The organism is Acinetobacter nosocomialis NIPH 2119, from assembly GCF_000368085.1.
In the GTDB taxonomy this organism is placed as follows: Bacteria; Pseudomonadota; Gammaproteobacteria; order Pseudomonadales; family Moraxellaceae; genus Acinetobacter; species Acinetobacter nosocomialis.
On record NZ_KB849239.1, the window covers coordinates 1,825,545 to 1,845,991 of the forward strand.

The window sequence follows — 20,447 nt, forward strand, 5'->3', positions numbered from 1 at the left end:
CCAACCCAACAATATTGATGTTTATAAAAAAGCTTCTCAAAATGAGAAGCTTTTTTCAAATCAGAATTCAATAAAATCAAACTTTTTTGTGAATCTATTGATTATTGAGCTACTGAAAACTCAATACGACGGTTTTTAAAGCGTCCTTCTTCAGTTGTGTTTTCTGCAACAGGGTTTTCTGAACCATGGCCTTGGGCAACAAGTTTAGATGCATCTACGCCTTTAGAAACCAAGTAATCTACAACGGCTTGAGCACGGCGTTGAGAAAGTGCTTTATTGGCAGCAGCATTACCTGTTGAGTCTGTATGACCACCTACATTTAATTTCACACTAGTCACTTTATTCAACAGTGTTGCAGCTTGGTCAAGAATGGCTTTATTGTCTGCTGGAATTTCACTTGAACCACTCGCGAAGTTAATGATTTGCAAGTTAAGCGCTTTAACTAGAGCATTTACATCTACATTGTTCGGGTCAATTGAGCCTAAAGCAGTTTGTGAAGCAGTTAAGCTATTACTTACAGATTGCTCAGCTGTTTGTGGTGCAGCTGAAACAACTTCAGTATGAGGAACGAGTGCTTTTACTTTTGCAGTTAAAGCTTCTAAAGCTGCGGCATCACCTGCTTTCAAAGTGATTTTGTCACCAACCCATTCTAAAGACGCGTTTGGAACTCCTTTTAAGGCACCGAGCACACCTGCTAACGCATCTTTATCGGTAAATGCAGCAGCATAAGTTTGACTGGTATCAACATTACAGTCTTTAGTCCCTGAAAGAACTTTTTTAACTTGCGTTTGTAAAGTTGCCAAGAAGCCCTGATCACCAATGCCTGCCTGACATTGACTTACTGCCCCTTTATCGTCCGTACTTAAAGTTAAAGTAGCAGGTGCAGCTGCTGCGGCCGCTACACCACTTGCAGGAGTAGTCTCGGGTACAGGTGTAGCTTCTTTATGCTGGCAAGAGCGCCATAACCAAGCAATTAATAAACCAAGAATAATAAGCGCAATAATCGGTAAGAAACCACGAGATTTACCAGTCGTTTCCGTTGCCGCTGCAAGCGGAGGTGCAGTTGATGTTGTTACTGATGATAAACCCGCACCAATACCCAATGGAGCTAATAAGCCGACTGCCCACCCTGGTAAATATGAACGAATCGTTTCCGCATGTTGACGTAAATAGTTCACAATGCTTTGTTGATCGCTTCCAGCGACTTCAGAAATCGTATTAAGACTGGGTTTGATCGCACTATTGAGTGTACTTTCAATCTCGGCAGATGGTGCAGTGCCACTTAGATGGGTTAGTACCGTATTTTTAATTTGATCATTATGAGAAAAAAGATCGGATAATGATGGAGCTAAACTGTTTTTTAACTGTCCAATAAGATCAGGTTTAGCAGCTAATAATGAAAGTAGAATTGGATAAAACTTAGAGAGCGCGTTAGTTTTTTCGCCTAGGAATCCATCCTGATTATTCAATATTGTTGATGATACTTTTTCTTTAAGCAGTTCTATAGGGTTTATCGACATTGTTTATTCTCCCGAATCTTATACGTCGTAACCAGCAATTTTTTGATTATTCAAATACTTCTCTTTGCTGATAGTTTTTTATTCTAATGCGCTCGAAATCTTTTGTTGTCTTTTAAATAATTTATATACAATTTTCCATCTAGTATTTACAAAACAGGCAAATCATTATGATCTGCCTATTTATATTTTGAATAAGCTTTTAACTATTAAAAACTATACAGCAAAAGTCTGTACTACTTTACCAGTAAGGTTTTGACCCAGTAATGGCGTGTTTTTTCCTTGAGACAAGATAGTGTCTTTAGTTAACGTCCAGCTTAGTTCAGGATCTACCAACACCCACCCAGCTTCAGCTTGCCAACGCGCAGTCATGTTTGCTACCTGTGCAGGAGCACTTGTTACTTTAGTAACCCACTCAAGTGGCTCAAATAAGCCTTCATTAATGAGTTGGATACCTAGAGCTACATAAGTATCAAATGCAGTAATACCAGGTTGGGTTTCAGCAAATGGAGCCATTTTCGCTGAACTGCTTAATGGTTCGTGATGCGTACAAATTGCATCAATTACACCTTGTTTTAAACCTTGGCGTAAAAGCTCTTTATCTTGCTCAGAACGTAATGGTGGACGAACATGTGCAAGTGAGTTAAAACCATCCGTTAATTGTTCAGTTAAATGTAACTGGTGCATTGCGACGTCGGCAGTAACAGGTAAACCTTTCGCTTTTGCTGCACGAATTAATTCAACCGATGCACCGCAAGACAACAAGCCAAAGTGAGCTTTGACACCTGTCGCTTCAATCATAAGCAAGTATTTTGCAATCGCTACAGTTTCAGCAATTGCAGGAATCATTGGCAAACCTTGACGCGATGCGATAAAGCCTTCATGAGCACAGCCATCTTTAGCAAGTTGCGGCTCTTCAGCATAGAACACTACTGTTAGACCGAGACCCGCAGCATACTCAAGCGTGCGGACAACAACATCATCATTTTCAAAAGCAGCATTTGCATTTGAAACAGCAGTACACCCACCCTTTTTAAGACCTGCCATATTTGCTGGTTGTTTACCATTTAGGCCTTGAGTCTGAGCACCAATAATATGCAGATGAATACCGCCGTCATGCCAAGCCTTTTCAATCAAACCATGAATGAGGGCACCATTGTCTTGCACAATTGGCTTTGAGTCTGGTGGGGTAATCACGTGCAAAATACCATTGGCACGTGCAGCCTTTCCTTCAGACTTAAGCGTACCATGCTGCTGTTGACCCGGTTCACGTAAACGTGCACACAAATCAACCATGGTCGGCATTAACCATTTGCCTTGCCCATCAATGGTTTGTTCAACTTGTTCGACTGGAGCAACGAGCTTACCGTCTTGAATATATACAGTTTGTACGCTGTCTGTTTTTTGGATTGGGTCTAACACACGTACATTTTCAATTTTTACAATACTCATGTGATCCATTCCTTACAACGCAATCGCTTCAATTAAACCTTGTTCTTGAAGTTGCCCTTGCATAGACAACGCCAGTACAGCCATACGAACTGCAATACCGTTAGTAACCTGTTTTAAAATCACAGACTGGTCACCATCGGCAATACTCGAATCAATTTCTACACCGCGGTTCATTGGTCCCGGATGCATAACAATACAGTCCGGTTTAGCTAAACTTAGGCGCTCTTTGTTTAAGCCATACATTCTATAAAATTCAGATTGCGAAGATAACGCTGGTGAATCAATACGCTCATTTTGAATACGTAGCGCAATAATCACATCACAACCAGTGACGCCTTCATCCATGTTATTGAACAAACGAACATGGTCACCGTATTCTGAAAAGCCAACTGGTAATAATGTATTTGGTGCAATTACACGAATGTCTTTACATCCAAGAGTTTGAAGTGCAGCCACATCTGAACGTGCCACACGGGAATGTTTAATGTCACCAATAATCGCAACACTCAAATCTTCAAATGGTTTCTTCGTCTCACGGCGAATTGTGAGCATATCGAGCATCGCTTGCGTTGGATGGGCATGACGTCCATCTCCGGCATTAATAATTGCGACTTTTGGACATACATCTTTAGCAATGAAATGTGCAGCACCCGAAGATGAATGGCGAACTACAAAAATATCGGCAGCCATTGCTTCGAGGTTCCAAAGTGTATCTCGTAAAGTCTCACCTTTTGACGTGCTTGAACGTGCTATATCAATGTTTAATACATTGGCAGACAAACGTTTTGCTGCTGCTTCAAAAGTAGTACGGGTACGTGTGGAGTTTTCAAAGAAGAGATTCATCACCGTCCGTCCTTCTAAAAGCGGGCGGTTAATTAAATTATTATTATCGTCTAAAAAGCTTTGAGCGGTATCTAAAATCTTAGTGAGGTTTTCTTTTGAAAGGCCCTCAATCGTTAAAAAATGTTTTAAATTTCCGTCTTGATTGAGCTGAACCTGGCTCGGTTGATGCAATGCTGCAATATGCATAATGGATTCCTATGGGTCGAATCGCGAAAACGTGCATAGTGTAGCTGAATTCCAGCTTTTTCGCAGAAGAACTTTACAGAATAAGACCCTAAATTGACCAGAAAATTTAGGGCCATGCCGATATTACCTTAAAGCACCAATATAATGGTGCGGAACTTGTGCCCGATAAATGTCTTCAGCCGTGATTTCTTTTTCTTCGTTTAACTGAACATTTTCCGCGATTTGTTTTTGAGGAAGCTCTGGTATGGAGTCAGTCAATGAGTTTAATCGTTCAACATAACGTTTTAATTCATCGTCATCTGTTTCCAAAGCCAGCGCTATTACATACTTTGCGTAATCTTTATTTTGGACCACATACAATGCATCTATGACCCGCCCTGTGATCCTACGCATACGCACATATATTTGTGTGGACACTGAAAAAGCTTCCGCATTGGCTACAAAACCATTCCCCATCATATCTTTCATTTATATTCCCCTATGCTTTCAAATCATAAAATTGGTTAAAAACCATTTAATAAATAAGCTTTACTCATAGAGGTTTAGCAAAATACATACCAGTTTATAGGATTTAAGCTTTAAAAATCAGTTTATTGGTTGCCAAGTGATAGGTTGCAATAATTTAAAAACCTTTACACATCAAAATAAGTTAAACTTTGCATCGTTAATATTTATATGTTTTGGTCAATCGAGTTTATGAATACCTCTTTACGTTTAAACCACTATTGGATTACTTGTGCTGATGGTTTAGAAAGCCTCTTACAAGAAGAAATAGAACAGCTTGGCACCAAAGTGACAGAACGTAAAGCTGGACGTTTAATCATTGAAGGAACACTTGAACATGCTTATCGCATTTGCATGTGGTCCCGTCTTGCCTCTCGTGTTTTACTTCCAATCCATACGTATGAACTTGAACACACACATGATGCACGTGATGTAGCAGAAGAGCTTTACGAAGGTGCAATGAGCTTTGACTGGTCACTTATTTTTGCACCACAAAGTACCTTTGCTATTCGCTTACATGCAGAGCGTGAAATTAAAGTTAATACCCAATTTGCAACGCTTAGAGCAAAAGATGGTGTAGTCGATTCCTTTATGGAAGCTGTCGGCCGTCGTCCAAGTATTGATACTAAACAACCAGAAATTACGTTATATGTACTTGCTGGCAAGACTGAACATACTTATTGCCTAGATTTATCTGGTGACTCATTACATAAACGTGGCTACCGTCGTTATATGACGGATGCACCGATTAAAGAAAACCTAGCTGCCGCAATTTTACAAAAAGCCAAACTTAAAGAACGTAATCCAGAGCTTGTATTCGACCCGATGTGTGGTTCAGGTACATTTATCATTGAAGCATTAATGATTTTAACTGACCGCGCACCTGGTCTTGTTCGCCGTTTTGGCTTTAATGGCTGGCATGGTCATGATCGTGAACTTTGGCTTTCACTCAAAGCTGAAGCAGCAGAACGTCATGAAAAAGCTCTTGAGCAACCACTACCTAAGTTCTATGCGTTTGATGCTGACTGGGAAGCTGTAAAAGCAACTCGTGAAAATATTATTGCAGCAGGCTTTGAAAAGCTATTAGGCCAAATTCAAATTGAAGAACGTACTTTAGCTGACTGGCCAGATTTTGCTGCTGAAAAGAAAACAGCTTTTATTGTGACTAACCCTCCATATGGCGAACGTTTAGGTGATAAAGCATCAAACCGTTCTCTTTACTTAGGGTTATCGGCACTTTTACAAAAACATTTCCCAAATCAATATGCAGCTATTATTGCAGCTCAAATTGAACAAGCAGATGTTTTAGCCTTTGAAGCACCTGAAACTTTACGTTTAATGAATGGTAAGTTACCAATTTACATTCGTTTTGGTGCAATCAAACCAGAAAAAGTAACACAGCCATTTTTAGCAACTTGGCAAGCTCAACCTGTTGAAATGGAAGAAGCTCAAGACTTTGCGAACCGTTTGCAAAAAAATATGACTGCCTTGAAAAAATGGGCCACTAAAGAAAATATTTACTGCTTACGATTATACGATGCCGACTTACCTGACTTTAATGTCGCTGTCGATTTATATGGTGACCGTTTACATGTTCAGGAATATGCACCACCAAAAACAATCGATCCTGAAAAAGCAAAAAAACGTTTTAATTTAGCACTTGCTGTAATTCGTGCTGTTACCGGTTTAAACCGCGACGCTATTTTTATTAAAACGCGTGCTCGCCAAACAGGTACTAACCAATATACGAAACAAAGCACAGCTTCAAAACGTTTTATCGTTCAAGAAGGTAAAGCTAAAATTTTAGTAAACCTGACTGACTATCTTGATACAGGTTTATTTCTTGACCATCGTCAAATGCGTTTACGTATTGCTCAAGAAGCTCGTGGTAAACACTTCCTTAACTTATATAGTTATACCTCTACAGCCAGCTTACATGCGGCTTTAGGCGGTGCTGCAAGTACTACAAGTGTCGACTTATCGAACACGTACTTGAGCTGGTCTAAAGAAAACTTCGTTTTAAATGGTTTAACTGTAGATCATGCAGATGAACAACACATGTTCTTTGCAAGTGACTGTTTTGAATGGCTAAAAGAAGGTCACGAACAATACGATCTTATCTTTATTGACCCACCTACTTTCTCTAACTCTAAAAAGTTCTACGGTACTTTCGACGTACAACGCGACCATGTGTCTCTTATTAAACGTGCTATGAACCGTTTAACAAGTGAAGGTACGCTTTACTTCTCAAATAACTACCGCGGCTTTGAAATGGATGAGGAAATTGAAGCGCTATACAATGTTGAAGAAATTACTTCTGAAACAATTGGACCAGATTTTAAACGTAATCAAAAAATCCATCGCGCTTGGAAAATTCAACATTTAGGTCTGAACTAATATAAATTTGGTAGAAAGTTATCATTACTTTACGGTAATGATAACTTCACCATGTACATTCTTTGGCTCAAACTCATAACGTGTAAAGCGGTCCGCTCGGTCTGGTAGTGCAACCATTTCTAATTTTTTCTTTTCTTTAATATCTATTACCTGATTTTGTTTTTGTTCTTGATAAGGTGATAACACACTCGACCTTAGTGAGTTCCAACGAACTTCTTGCAAATAGTTATCGCCTAATTCTTTGCGAGCTTGGTGCTGCTCTATTTCAGTTTTTTGTGCATCATCTTGAGCCTTAGCAATAATGACGGGTAAAGATGTGGTTACCGCACCTGTTTGAGTGGCTAGCGCACTTTCTGTCATTGGTTGTGCTGCCCAGGCATTTGATAATAATACAAACACCCCGTTCAAAACTCCCAGCATATACCCTTGCTTATTATTCATTACCTACTTCCTAAAATTGTTATTGTTCGTTATATGAAATCAAACTAGCAACTTTTTAACCTTGTCGCAATGTTATAAAGAAACTTCCCGATAATTAGCATTGATCATTTTAAAATCTGAAATTCTTCACAGGCCTTTCATGAATATTCAAGTAGTTTTATAGATTGTTATCTCAGACTTGCACCATAACTCCAGATCACTTACTGTGATTTTATAATGTATTTGCATTTAGATTTATTCATAAATAAACACCATACGAGGTGGAATAATGCTTCAGCAATGCTGTCAATTATTAGAAGATCTTCAACTTAAAGTTGCATTTATTGAAAGTGCCAGTTCAGGTTACTTAACCAGTCAGTTTTCGATTCATAAAAATAGTGGCGCTGATATTTTACTGGGCGGATTAGTGAGTTATGACCCCAGTATTAAAATCAGTGTTTTAAAAGTTGAACCAAAGTTAATCGAAACCTACACAGCAGAATCACCACAAGTAACTGAAGAAATGTGCAGGCTTGGTCAAACTCTATTTCAACAAGCCGATATTATTGTAAGTTGTACAGGTTTACTCAAACATGGCGGAAGTGAAACCACGGAAAAACCTGTAGGTACTTTTTTTATTTGTATTTCTTATCTAGAACGTATTTATCATTACCATTATTTTTTATCAGGGCATGCCGAACAAAAACTTAAAACTCTCACGCAAAAAGTGGCAGACTCAATTATTGCGCTTATATCTTCCAATCAGCATAAAAGTTAAATATAAAAAAAGAGAATATGTTTCCATATTCTCTTTTCGGTTTTAGCAGAACAAACTTAGCTGAGTTTCATTTTATCAAAGACCAAGTGACCATGCTCACCTTTAACTAAAATGGTATCACCTGCAACAAACTCACCTGACAAGATTTTTTGAGCCAAAGTGTTTTCAACCTGTTGTTGAATTGCACGTTTTAATGGACGTGCTCCGTATACAGGATCGAAACCAGCATCAATCAATAAGTCAAATGCACTGTCATCTACAGTTAAGCTCATATCACGATCAACAAGACGTGAACGTAAACGATCTAACTGAATATCCGCAATACCACGAATCTGCGCTTTCTTGAGTGAATGGAAAATTACAAGCTCATCAATCCGGTTAATAAATTCCGGACGGAAATGCTGACTTACCGCATTCATCACAACTGTACGCACTTCATCATCAGTGGCACCTTCGCCAAGCTCACGTACATCTTGTGAACCCAAGTTTGATGTCATCACAATAACCGTGTTTTTAAAGTCCACTACTCGACCTTGTGAGTCGGTTAAGCGTCCGTCATCCAACACTTGGAGCAAGATATTGAAAACATCTGGATGCGCTTTTTCAACCTCATCAAACAACACCACGCTATATGGTTTACGGCGAACAGCTTCGGTTAAAACACCGCCCTCTTCGTAACCCACATAGCCCGGAGGCGCACCAACTAAACGGCTGACAGAATGTTTCTCCATGAATTCACTCATATCGATACGAATCATGGCATCATCACTATCAAACAAGAAGTTAGCTAAAGCTTTAGTTAACTCAGTTTTACCAACACCCGTTGGTCCTAAGAACAAGAATGATCCGCTAGGACGATTCGGGTCAGACAAACCGGCACGAGAACGACGTACTGCATTCGATACTGCAACAACTGCTTCATCTTGCCCTACAACACGGTCATGCAAGAACTCTTCCATATGAAGGAGTTTTTCACGCTCGCCTTGCATCATTTTCGCAACCGGAATACCCGTTGCAGCACTAACGACTTCGGCAATTTCATTTTCAGTCACTTTAGTACGAATGAGTTTTGGCTCTTCGTTTTCTTCAGCAACTTCGTCTTGCTCAAGCTGTTTTTGCAATTCTGGAATAACGCCATATTGTAAACGTGCTGCTTCGGCCAAATCGCCTTCACGCTGAGCTTTCTCAAAAGCAATACGTGCTTTATCAAGTTCAACCTGAGCTTGTTTAGTGCCTTCTACTAAAGTTTTTTCAGATTTCCACACTTCTTCAAGATCGTTATATTCTTTCTGAACTTCAGCGATCTGTTTTTCAAGATGAGTAACTTCGGCCTTACTGCCTGCATCTTCATCTTTTTTCACCGCTTCCAACTGCATTTTCAACTGGATTAAACGGCGATCAAGTTTATCAAGTGCTTCAGGTTTAGAGTCAATCTCCATTTTGATACGAGAAGCTGCTTCATCGATCAAATCAATTGCCTTGTCTGGTAATTGACGGTCTGTAATATAACGATGAGACATTTTCGCTGCTGCAATAATCGCTGAGTCTAAAATTTGTACACCATGGTGAGTAGCATACTTTTCTTTTAGACCACGTAAAATTGCAATCGTATCTTCAACGCTTGGTTCATCAACCAGAACTTTCTGGAAACGACGTTCTAAAGCGGCATCTTTTTCAATGTATTGACGATATTCATCTAAGGTTGTTGCACCCACACAGCGCAGTTCACCACGCGCCAACGCAGGTTTTAACATATTCCCTGCATCCATCGCGCCGTCACCTTTACCAGCACCAACGAGGGTATGTAACTCGTCAATGAATAAGATGATTTCGCCTTCGTGTTTCGCCAAATCTTTTAAAACAGCTTTTAAACGTTCTTCAAACTCACCACGATACTTAGCACCTGCAAGCAATGAACCTAAATCTAGTGATAAAACACGTTTATTCTTTAAGCCTTCTGGCACTTCACCATTGACAATACGCTGTGCTAAGCCTTCAACAATAGCGGTTTTACCAACACCCGGCTCACCGATGAGTACAGGGTTATTTTTTGTACGACGTGACAAGACCTGAATAGTGCGTCGAATTTCATCATCACGTCCAATGACCGGATCAAGTTTCCCCGATAAAGCCCGCTCAGTTAAATCAATTGTATATTTATTAAGTGAGTCACGTTGGTCTTCATGATTATTACTCATGACTTTGTCACTACCTCGAATATGTTCAATTACTTTGCGTAAGCTGTCGGGAGTTACACCTACGGCACTTAAAATATTTTTTGTTTCGCCAGTTTCTGCTAAGCCCAATAAAACCCAGTCAGTCGACAAAAATTCATCGCCAGCTTTTTGCGCATATCGATCTGCCAAGTTAAGCGCTTTAACTGCTTCAGGGTTTAAATTGACATCGCCCGTCGGGTTAGCAATAGTCGGAGCATCTTTTAAAGCCTGTTCTAGCTTTTGTTTAAGTTCAGGTAACCGTGCACCTGCTTGTTGCAACAAACTAATATTAGACGGCTCTTCCAATAAAGTACTCAAAATATGAATACCTGCTATAGCCGTATGGTCTTTACCCATTGCTAAGGATTGAGCATCTGAGAGGGCTTGCTGCAAGCGGTTCGTAAATTTTTCAAATCGCATTCTTGTTATTCCTCACAACAAATTCGTACTTGTGTAATAGATGGGAACACTTTTTCGGATTTCAAATAATTTTTTATATATTTTTCATGATCTTATAAAAAACACTATGAGTAAAACTCGATTATAATATGGGTTTGTTTTGTATATATTTCAAGTACACTTCAGCTACATTTTATTAAATCGCTTAAATATTTATATTTGGTTTCGTCTGTTCCACTCTTTTCACAAAGTCTTCATTGAGAATTCCAAAAATAGGAATTAATTTATTAGGCTAATTCCATCCTGTTTTTGAAATTAAAATGCGTTTAAAACATATTATATTAACAATTTGTCTTTTTAGCTCGACTCTAGCAATGGCAGAGTTACCCCAAGACTCAAGAAGACCTGGTGGAATTGCAGTCGTTCCATTATCGACCGATATTACTCAAGTGACTTTTCAACACAAACCCGTTTTAATCAGTCAAGAAGGCCATCAACGTTATGCTGTAGTAGGTATTCCATTATCTACACCACTCGGCAGCATTCAGCTTGATACCAATAAAGCGCCTATTCAAATAGAAGTTAAGTCTTATCCTTATGCTGAGCAAAGGATTAAAGTTACCAATCAAGACTATGTGAACCCCAACCAAAGTCAATTAGACCGCTATGCTCAAGAAGCGAAAGAACAAAATGAGGTTTATAGTTCTTTCACAACAAGTTCATGGCAAAGCTTGCCTAAATTTATACGTCCAACTTCGGGAAAATTTACCAACTCTTTTGGAAGAAAACGTTTCTTCAATGGTGAAGAACGTGCACCTCATTCAGGTCTGGATATTCCAGCACCAATAGGTCAAAAAGTAGTTGCTCCAGCAGATGGTGTAGTCGTTCAAACAGGACACTATTTCTTTAATGGACAAACTGTATTAATTGATCACGGCCAAGGCTTAATTAGCATGTTTTTCCATTTAAGCGAGATAAAAGTAGAAAAAGGTCAGCGTATCCATCAAGGTGAAGTACTCGGCTTAGTCGGTAAAACAGGCCGTGTAACAGGGCCACATTTACATTGGGGAATGAGTCTTAACAATGCTCGGGTAGACCCTCAACTTTTTTTAAATCCAGCTCATTAATTTAAAGCTTTACTAAAGTACTTTGGCGCCTCGACATAACCTTCTCTTAGGTAAAATTGATGCGCTAAAGACCTTTGCAATCCTGAGTGCAGTTCCATCCGGTCACAACCACGTTGCCTTGCCAACCGTTCTGCTTCTTGTACAAGCAAATGACCCACTCCTTTACTACGCATATTCTCGTCAACACACAAATAACATATTTTGGCAAAGTCCCCTTTTAAGGCAATTTGCGGAATAAAATAAAGTGATAAAACTCCATATACATTTAAATCGTCGGCTGCGACCAATGTAATTGCGTTAGAATCTTTACTTAATCTTTGGAATTGTTCCTCAATCAATCTTAATGGCTGTGAATATCCCATTTGTTTCAGTAAGTGACATATGAATTCGGTATCTTTTGATTGAGCTAAACGGATATTCACCCAACATTCTCCTTTTTATTTTTTGAATTATTCTTATCATAAAAAAAGCCAACATGACTGTTAGCTTTTCTTTTCAGGTGTTCCACATAAAATTATGCAGCTTCAATAATCTCAAAATCGTGGGTAATTTCTACGCCACCATCAGAAAGCATTTTACTTGCTGAACAATATTTTTCAGCTGATAGCTCTACTGCTTTTGCAACCTGTTTTTCTTTTACGGCTTTACCTGTCACTACAAAGTGCAAATGAATTTTAGTGAAAACGGCTGGAATTGCATCTGCTCGCTCAGCTTTAAGCTGACATACGACATTCGTCACATCTTGACGAGATTTCTTTAAAATAGTCACAATATCAAACGAAGCACACCCACCAAGTCCCATTAATATCAATTCCATAGGACGTGGTCCACGGTTTTCGCCACCATACTCAGGTGAGCCATCCATCACTACACTATGACCACTCTCTGATTTCGCTTCAAAAGCAACATTCTCTAGCCAATGTACACTTGTTTGCATTGCAACTACCCAAAAAAAATTATAAATTTAAGCAGGGTCTGTTGACATTTCATCTATGGATTGCGTAATAGCTAAAAATTAATCCAAATAAAAACGCAAAACACAGACAAGGGCAATCCTTTGTCCCGTTTTGTAAAAAAGTTTGTTAAATTTCAGCCAAAATCTGAGGTGCGATTTAAGCATCTTAGGTGCAGCGCAAGACCAGATTTTTTTGTGCGTTTCGTTGTTAAGCTCTATTTATTTAGAATGACTAAATTCCATAGTTCTTGCTTCGTAACGTCTAGAAAAATCGTCTTATGTCGCAACCATCTGTGAAATGTCAACAGGCCCTTGTTTTGTACACTAACATAAAATGAGTTGATAAGGAATTTCATCTCTTCTGTGTAATAGCTCATCTCGAGCTTGTGTGAATTGTTTACCCTATTCGGAACATATCAAGCATGACTTCAAATTTTTCACAACTCAGCACAGATGCTTTATCTCCGGGGCAACTACCTGAATCCGTTAAAGCATTGTTAAAGCGTGCTCACATCAACAGATATCCAAAACGAACCACAATTGTTGATGCCGGAACAGAGTCAAAATCTTTATATTTAATTTTAAAAGGCTCAGTTTCAATTATTTTACGTGAAGATGATGAGCGTGAAATTGTTGTGGCATATTTGAATCCTGGTGACTTCTTTGGGGAAATGGGGCTTTTCGAACCGAACCCTCAACGTACAGCTGAAGTTCGTACCCGTGATGTCTGTGAAATTGCAGAAATTTCATATGACAACTTCCATGAACTGAGCAAACAGTATCCAGATCTCAGCTATGCCGTTTTCGCGCAACTTGTTCGTCGTTTAAAAAATACAACTCGTAAAATGACTGACCTTGCCTTCATTGATGTGTCTGGTCGTATTGCGCGTTGCTTAATCGACTTATCTTCACAACCAGAGGCAATGATTTTGCCGAATGGTCGTCAAATTCGTATTACCCGTCAAGAAATTGGACGTATTGTCGGTTGTTCACGAGAAATGGTTGGCCGTGTATTAAAGACCTTAGAAGATCAAGGTATGATCCAGACAGATGGTAAGGCTATTCTTATTTTTGATGCATCATTAGAAGAAACTCCTGTCACTGACGAAGACTATGATGACGAAGAATAATTATTCGTAATGATTTAATAAAGAGCAAACTTCGGTTTGCTTTTTTTATATGCAACAATGAGTTAATACACAAAGCTTACAAACTATTCTATTTTTATGATTTAAGTTGAATACATATTTTCCGTTAGGCTAACTTAAAATTTCTCAAGGATTTCGCAGTATGCAATTCAAACCACTTGGTCACACTGGCATTAACCTTCCAGAAATTTGCTTAGGTACTATGACATTTGGTGAGCAAAACACTCAACAAGAAGCTTTCGAACAACTCAATTACGCTTTAGAGCACGGTTTATATTTTTGGGATACGGCAGAGATGTATTCCGTACCCCCTAAACCAGAAACATATGGTGCGACTGAAACCATTTTAGGCAATTGGTTTGCACAACATGGTCAACGTGACAAAGTATTCCTTGCTTCAAAAATTGCAGGTCCTGGCTTTGGTGGAACTCATATTCGAGAAGGTCATACCAAGTTTAATAGTGAACATATTTCACAAGCGATTGATGGTTCTCTTAAACGCCTCCAAACAGACTATATTGATCTCTACCAATTACACTGGCCAGAACGTCATACCAACTTTTTTGGCACGCTCGCTTATGGTAATCAGCAGGCCCACAATAATTACGACACTACGCCTTTAGAAGAGACATTACTTGCTCTTCAAAAAGAGATTAATCGAGGACGTATTCGTTATATCGGCTTATCTAATGAAACGCCTTGGGGCACTATGAAGTTTTTACAGCTTGCTGAAAATTTAGGTGTAAGTAAATTTGTGAGTGTTCAAAACCCCTATAGCCTGCTTAATCGTACTTATGAAATCGGTATGTCTGAGATTGCTAAATATGAAGGTGTAGGATTACTTGCATACTCTCCTCTTGCTTTTGGTTACTTAACTGGTAAGTTCAGAAATGGAGCACGACCTGCAAATGCTCGCGTTACTCTATTTCCACGCTTTAGCCGCTATAGCAATCCACAAAGTGAATGGGCAACGGAACAATATGCACAGCTCGCTGAAAAGCATGGTTTAAGCCTGACTCAATTAGCTCTGGCTTTTATTAAACAGCAGTTCTTTGTGACGAGTACAATTATTGGTGCGACTAGCTTAGATCAGCTCAAAGAGAATATTCAGGCTTTTGAAATTGAGCTTTCACCAGAAATTTTACAAGGCATTGAAGCCATTCATGTACAACAGCCTAATCCTGCCCCTTAAAAACAAAAAACGGATGCTTAAGCATCCGTTTTTATACTCACATTAAAGTTTTAAAACTTATCTACGGCCATTATAAATAGCTAATGCTGCAGGTAAGTTTTTACGCATATCATTAATACGCTGAGCATTAGATGGGTGAGTAGACAAGAAAGATGAACCACCAGCACCTTCAAGTTTGTTCATTTTTTCCCAGAGGGTAATAGCAGCATTTGGGTTATAACCTGCACGTGCCATTAACATTAAGCCCCCTTGGTCAGCACGGCTCTCTAAACTACGCGAATATGGTAAGCCCACCCCTACTTGCGAACCTAGTTGTGCAGCCGCCGCTCCTAATTGGTTAACGTTACCACCACCTGCATAGCTTAAGCCAATATTTAATGCCAAATCAGTTAAAGCTTGTGCGCCAATTTTACTTTTAGCATGCTCTTCTAAAGCGTGTGTCATTTCGTGGCCCATAACAGCTGCAATTTCAGCATCCGTTAGGTTGAGCTTATTCACAATACCTGTGTAGAACACGACCTTACCACCTGGTGCAACGTAGGCGTTAACAGTATCTGATTTCAGTACAGCCAACTGCCAGCTAAATGGCTGCCCTGTTTGATTTACTTGGTCAGCATAAGGTTTTAAACGGTTGAAAACAGCATTAATACGGCTATAGGTACTTGAACTTGTATCTAAAGTCCCTTTAGCACGTGCTTCCTGCACCATTTTAGTAAAACCTTGTGCAGACTGCGCATTTAATGTTGCTGTATCTGCACCAGCCATGTCAGCCATTGTTGCGCAACCAGAGATTGTTACAACACCTGCAGCACACAAGCTTAAAAAAAGTTTCTTATTCATCAACATGGGTCACCTAAATCTTAAAAAAACTGTTTATTCTTTTGCACTTATTATAAGAAATAGCACATAAGCTTTGAATCTCTCATTTCTTCACGATCATAGTATTTATGTAACGATCAAGCAGATAAAGTCATCAAATAAATCCAGAACAGTAAACATATTATATTTAGGACAAGATAGACATGGCTTAAAGGCTTAACTTTCTCTTCAAGAGAGGGACTTGTCCTTTTCCATAAGAGATAACTGTTTTGTATAAAAACGACCGGAATTAAGACACAAGCAATCAAAACAGAAAGACTCATAAATGCTGTCATGAAGAAGTCAGGGTTATAATTTTGGCCATAAATGACTAACATAGCTAACGTTGGTGAACCACCGATCGCAAACAAAAAAGAATAAAAAATGGTTTTTGAAATAGTGGGTTGCAATTTCATTTTAGTTCATCATCCATGACATCACTTATATTTCTGTTTTAATCTGAATTAGACAAAACAGAAACTGCACTTTAGTCGGATATAAAAAAGCCCCCTTTTTCAGGAGGCTTTTATCATCTTTGCAAATTAAGCAGAGAATGGGTGACGTAAAACAATTGTTTCTGCACGATCTGGACCAGTTGAAACGATATCAATCGGACATTCGATTAATTGTTCAATACGTTTCACATAAGCCAAAGCATTTGCAGGTAATTGGTCAATGCTAGTTAAGCCAACAGTTGACTCGCTCCAACCCGGCATAGTTTCATAAATTGGTTTCAAACATTCAAAAGAAACCGCATCAGAAGAACCTACACAACCTGAATCAGTATTTTCATAACCTACACAGATTTTCACTTCTTCTAAACCGTCTAAAACGTCAAGTTTAGTCAAGCAAATACCTGAAAGTGAGTTAACATCTACAGAACGGCGTAAGATTTCAGCATCAAACCAACCACAACGACGTTGACGACCAGTAGAAGCACCAAATTCATGACCTACTGTACCCAAGTGTTTACCAATTGGGTCACCAGAATCAGTTGCTGCATCGTAAACTAATTCGGTTGGGAATGGACCTGCACCTACACGTGTTGTATAAGCTTTAGTGATACCTAATACATAATCAAGATGTAAAGGCCCCATACCAGAACCAGAGCTTACGCCACCAGCAGTTGTATTTGAGCTAGTCACATACGGGTAAGTACCGTGGTCGATGTCTAAAAGTGAGCCTTGAGCGCCTTCAAACATTACAGGCTTACCTTCTTTGCGGTAGTCATGTAATACTTTAGTCACGTCAATCACTAACGGAGCAAGCACTTCACGCCATTCGTTGCAAAGAGCCAACACATCTTCAAATTTAACTGCTTCTACGCCGTAGAACTGAGTTAATTGGAAGTTATGTAACTCAAGCATTTCTTGGAGTTTTTCTTCTAACGCTGCACCACCACGAACAAGGTCAGCAACACGCACTGCACGGCGAGCTACTTTATCTTCGTAAGCAGGGCCAATACCACGACCTGTAGTACCGATTTTAGCGTTACCACGTTTCTTCTCACGAGCCTGATCAAGAGCAATGTGGTTAGGTAAAATAAGAGGACAGTTTGGAGAAATACGTAGACGTTCCTTAACTGGAACACCCTCAGCTTCCAAAATTCCCATTTCTTCAATTAATGCTGCTGGTGAAAGCACCACACCATTACCAATTAAGCACAATACGTTTTCACGTAAAATACCTGATGGAATGAGGTGTAATACAGTCTTTTTACCACCTACGACAAGAGTATGACCTGCGTTATGTCCGCCTTGATAACGTACTACCGCAGCCGCTTGATCTGTGAGCAGGTCGACGATTTTACCTTTACCTTCGTCGCCCCATTGGGTACCAAGTACCACAACATTTTTGCCCATAATAGCCTCATTACATCATGCTGTTAAAATTGGAAACCATCAGTAAAAACTTACCGCTGGCGTTTAAATCTTTTCAATATTCCATTGACCGTTTTGCAACACGAGTTGATGTGTCGCATAAGGAATAGAACCTAAATTATCATTACCTAACAATTGGACTACACGTAAGCCTTCTGAACGTGCATTTGCGATTGCTTTAAGTAAATCTGCATCAGTACCTTTAGGTGCCACTACAGTTTCAATTTCGGCAAACTGATTTGCACCTAAGGCATATAAATCACAACTGAAACCAGTAGCAGGACGTGCACGACCGAAGTGTTCACCAATACCATCGTAACGGCCACCTTGCGCTAAAGGTGCAGCACGGTTCGGTGCATAAACTGCATACATCAACCCCGTGTGATAGTGGTAACTGCGAAGTTCGACAACATCAATCCCAACATTCAGTGCTGGCCAACGGTTTTTAATTTGTTCAAGTGTAGTTTTGAGCGCATTTAATGCAGCATCAAATTCAACATCTTTTAAAATATCTGTGCTTAAATGAGTTTGTAATGCTTCTAAATCACTTGCATAGCGACCAAGTGCATAGAAGTCTGAACCCATATTTAAATTTTGAGTAAATTCAGCTAACTCAGGTAATGCTTTTCTTTGATAAAGATCAGATAACTCATGCTCTTCATTTTTAGAAAGTCCGGCATATTTTACTAAGCTGCGAAATAGCCCTACATGTCCTAAGTCTAAATGTGCGCCTTGCAATGTATAAGCATTTTCAATGAGCCCAAGCATTACATCGACCATTTCAACATCAGCTTCAATACTATCGTGGCCATATAGCTCTGCACCTAATTGTAAAGGTGCGCGAGTCGCATTGAAATTTTGTGGTTTTGTATGTAATACAGTCCCTGCATAACAGTAACGTGCAACCCCTTCAACAGGTCTTACATGTGCATCAATACGTGCAACTTGAGGCGTCATATCAGCACGGATACCGAGTAAACGGCCTGAAAGCTGATCAATCACCTTAAAAGTTACTAAATCCAGGTCTTGATTTGATTCTGATAATGAAGACAACGATTCGATGTATTCGATAAATGGTGTATATACCAGTTGATAACCTCTTACTGAGAGGAAATCTATAGCTTCACGGCGAAGTTTTTCAATGACTTGCGCCTGTTCCGGCAATACATCTGCTACCCCGTCAGGCAGCAACCATGTCTCTGAAATGGTCATATTTCAAGCCTAAAATCTGATCAACGTGGAACGACCCCACATAAAAAAATCGGGAACACACCCGATTTCTCTTAGTGTAGCATGATACTTTGTGCCATGCACCTGACAATTTGCATAAATCTTTCTAAATAAACTCTAAAGTCAAAAAGAAGAGATTAACAATTAACAATATTATTCAATACTTTACTCTTATTCACTTTAGTTATTAATAGAGCTTGTTCGACCAAAGAATGGGCCAATATCTGAACTATCACCTTGTTTCCAGTTAACCAACCTTAACTGCTGAACAGCTTTCCTAAGTCATTTCAAATTTAGAAAGAATCACACAAGTCTAATAATCGATTTGCATAGCCCCATTCATTATCGTACCAAGCAAATACTTTAGCTTGATGCCCAACGACCATAGTTTGAGTTAAATCAACAATAAGTGAATAAGGCGAATGATTAAAATCGCTTGAAACGAGTGGCTCATCAGTCACTGCCATAATTTCCGCATAATCTGTTTGAGAAGCCTTAATCAACAATTCATTAATATGATGAACAGTAATTGGTGATTGTGCGATAAAAGTTAAATCAATGGCAGCCACATTAATGGTGGGAACTCGAATTGAATAGCCATCAATACGGTCTTCCATTTTAGGCATTACACGTTTTAATGCACCAAGTGCACTAGACGTAGTTGGAATAATATTTTGACCAGAAGCTCTGGCACGACGTAAATCACGGTGCGCATGGTCAAGCACAGACTGATCTGCTGTTACGGCATGAATTTCTGTCATGAGCGCAGTTTCAATCCCAAATGCATCATCAATGATTTTTACTAACGGCACTAAAGCCTGTGTCGTACATGACACACTTGATATGATTTGATCAGACGCTTTCACATCGGCATGGTTAACGCCATAGACAATTGCAGCATCGACATGGTCAAAAGGTGCAGCCCCAATAATGACTCTTTTTGCCCCTGCTTCTAAGTGGCGGGTTGCATCAGCATGAGAACGGAACAAGCCTGTACACTCGAGTACAACATCAATTTGCAAGCTTGCCCACGGTAAAAGTTCTGGCTGTTTTTGCTGCAAAACTTCAACTTTCAAATTTCTTTGGTTAGATTGAATATTTAAATAAATCTTTTCATTTTCAATCGCTATGTCAACTTTGCCATTAAAACGACCATGAGTTGAGTCATATTTAAATAAATGCACTAGTGTCTGTACATCTGCTATATCGTTAATCGCCACGATTTCAAAATGAAATTGTTTCGGGCTTTCAAACCATGCACGTAAAACATTACGTCCAATCCGGCCAAACCCATTAATGGCGATACGTTGCATGACCTATCCTTATCTACAAAACCAGAAACGAA

Annotated in this window: 18 protein-coding genes; 5 read left to right on the plus strand and 13 right to left on the minus strand. The window is 39.3% G+C overall.

Features of this window, described 5'->3' with window-relative positions:
* Window positions 1-101: 101 nt before the first annotated feature.
* The 4 genes from F984_RS12585 to F984_RS12600 form a co-directional block, all read right to left on the minus strand.
* Window positions 102-1,520 (minus strand): OmpA family protein, encoded by a 1,419-nt coding sequence (locus F984_RS12585; RefSeq protein ID WP_004709830.1) that lies wholly within the window; start codon window positions 1,518-1,520, stop codon window positions 102-104.
* 213 nt (window positions 1,521-1,733) lie between these two features.
* Window positions 1,734-2,969, minus strand: coding sequence for a dihydroorotase (locus tag F984_RS12590; RefSeq protein WP_004709832.1), 1,236 nt, complete (start codon window positions 2,967-2,969; stop codon window positions 1,734-1,736).
* A 12-nt stretch (window positions 2,970-2,981) separates the two neighbouring features.
* Window positions 2,982-3,998, minus strand: coding sequence for an aspartate carbamoyltransferase catalytic subunit (locus F984_RS12595; RefSeq protein ID WP_002156826.1), 1,017 nt, complete (start codon window positions 3,996-3,998; stop codon window positions 2,982-2,984).
* 123 nt (window positions 3,999-4,121) lie between these two features.
* Window positions 4,122-4,466, minus strand: coding sequence for a hypothetical protein (locus F984_RS12600; protein WP_004709834.1), 345 nt, complete (start codon window positions 4,464-4,466; stop codon window positions 4,122-4,124).
* 228 nt (window positions 4,467-4,694) lie between these two features.
* On the opposite strand from F984_RS12600, the gene rlmKL reads away from it, so the two are divergent.
* Entirely contained in the window at window positions 4,695-6,899 is a 2,205-nt protein-coding gene (gene rlmKL, locus F984_RS12605) for a bifunctional 23S rRNA (guanine(2069)-N(7))-methyltransferase RlmK/23S rRNA (guanine(2445)-N(2))-methyltransferase RlmL (RefSeq protein ID WP_025467905.1), read from the plus strand.
* Between the two features lie 24 nt (window positions 6,900-6,923).
* Here the strand turns inward: rlmKL and F984_RS12610 are convergent, their stop codons facing one another.
* The gene (locus F984_RS12610) at window positions 6,924-7,340 is read right to left on the minus strand and encodes a hypothetical protein (RefSeq protein WP_004709837.1); all 417 of its coding nucleotides are present in this window, start codon (window positions 7,338-7,340) and stop codon (window positions 6,924-6,926) included.
* A 268-nt stretch (window positions 7,341-7,608) separates the two neighbouring features.
* Between F984_RS12610 and F984_RS12615 the strand changes: the two genes are divergently transcribed.
* Window positions 7,609-8,097, plus strand: a complete 489-nt coding sequence (locus F984_RS12615; protein WP_004709838.1) for a CinA family protein — start codon at window positions 7,609-7,611, stop codon at window positions 8,095-8,097.
* Window positions 8,098-8,153: 56 nt separating this feature from the next.
* Here the strand turns inward: F984_RS12615 and clpB are convergent, their stop codons facing one another.
* Window positions 8,154-10,733, minus strand: a complete 2,580-nt coding sequence (gene clpB / locus F984_RS12620) for an ATP-dependent chaperone ClpB (RefSeq protein ID WP_002156879.1) — start codon at window positions 10,731-10,733, stop codon at window positions 8,154-8,156.
* A 299-nt stretch (window positions 10,734-11,032) separates the two neighbouring features.
* Between clpB and F984_RS12625 the strand changes: the two genes are divergently transcribed.
* Entirely contained in the window at window positions 11,033-11,839 is an 807-nt protein-coding gene (locus F984_RS12625) for a peptidoglycan DD-metalloendopeptidase family protein (protein ID WP_004709841.1), read from the plus strand.
* Here the strand turns inward: F984_RS12625 and F984_RS12630 are convergent.
* Window positions 11,836-12,261 carry a GNAT family N-acetyltransferase gene (locus tag F984_RS12630; protein WP_004709843.1) on the minus strand — a complete coding sequence of 142 codons (426 nt, stop codon included), beginning with the start codon at window positions 12,259-12,261 and terminating at the stop codon, window positions 11,836-11,838. The genes F984_RS12625 and F984_RS12630 overlap by 4 nt on opposite strands.
* A gap of 92 nt (window positions 12,262-12,353) precedes the next feature.
* Window positions 12,354-12,776, minus strand: coding sequence for an OsmC family protein (locus tag F984_RS12635; protein WP_001195082.1), 423 nt, complete (start codon window positions 12,774-12,776; stop codon window positions 12,354-12,356).
* Between the two features lie 440 nt (window positions 12,777-13,216).
* On the opposite strand from F984_RS12635, the gene crp reads away from it, so the two are divergent.
* Together crp and F984_RS12645 are read left to right on the plus strand one after the other, a co-directional pair.
* On the plus strand, window positions 13,217-13,924 hold the full coding sequence (gene crp / locus F984_RS12640; RefSeq protein ID WP_002156798.1) for a cAMP-activated global transcriptional regulator CRP: 708 nt from the start codon (window positions 13,217-13,219) through the stop codon (window positions 13,922-13,924).
* 160 nt (window positions 13,925-14,084) lie between these two features.
* Entirely contained in the window at window positions 14,085-15,134 is a 1,050-nt protein-coding gene (locus tag F984_RS12645) for an NADP(H)-dependent aldo-keto reductase (protein ID WP_004709847.1), read from the plus strand.
* Between the two features lie 57 nt (window positions 15,135-15,191).
* Here the strand turns inward: F984_RS12645 and F984_RS12650 are convergent, their stop codons facing one another.
* The 5 genes from F984_RS12650 to F984_RS12670 form a co-directional block, all read right to left on the minus strand.
* Window positions 15,192-15,974: a M48 family metallopeptidase gene (locus F984_RS12650; RefSeq protein ID WP_017393664.1), complete on the minus strand. Its 783-nt coding sequence runs from the start codon at window positions 15,972-15,974 to the stop codon at window positions 15,192-15,194.
* A 116-nt stretch (window positions 15,975-16,090) separates the two neighbouring features.
* Window positions 16,091-16,408 carry a hypothetical protein gene (locus F984_RS12655; protein WP_002156849.1) on the minus strand — a complete coding sequence of 106 codons (318 nt, stop codon included), beginning with the start codon at window positions 16,406-16,408 and terminating at the stop codon, window positions 16,091-16,093.
* Window positions 16,409-16,534: 126 nt separating this feature from the next.
* Window positions 16,535-17,854 (minus strand): adenylosuccinate synthase, encoded by a 1,320-nt coding sequence (locus tag F984_RS12660; protein ID WP_002156866.1) that lies wholly within the window; start codon window positions 17,852-17,854, stop codon window positions 16,535-16,537.
* A gap of 63 nt (window positions 17,855-17,917) precedes the next feature.
* Window positions 17,918-19,084: an ATP phosphoribosyltransferase regulatory subunit gene (locus tag F984_RS12665; protein WP_004709852.1), complete on the minus strand. Its 1,167-nt coding sequence runs from the start codon at window positions 19,082-19,084 to the stop codon at window positions 17,918-17,920.
* A gap of 311 nt (window positions 19,085-19,395) precedes the next feature.
* Window positions 19,396-20,415, minus strand: a complete 1,020-nt coding sequence (locus F984_RS12670; RefSeq protein WP_002156872.1) for a type I glyceraldehyde-3-phosphate dehydrogenase — start codon at window positions 20,413-20,415, stop codon at window positions 19,396-19,398.
* Window positions 20,416-20,447 lie beyond the last annotated feature (32 nt).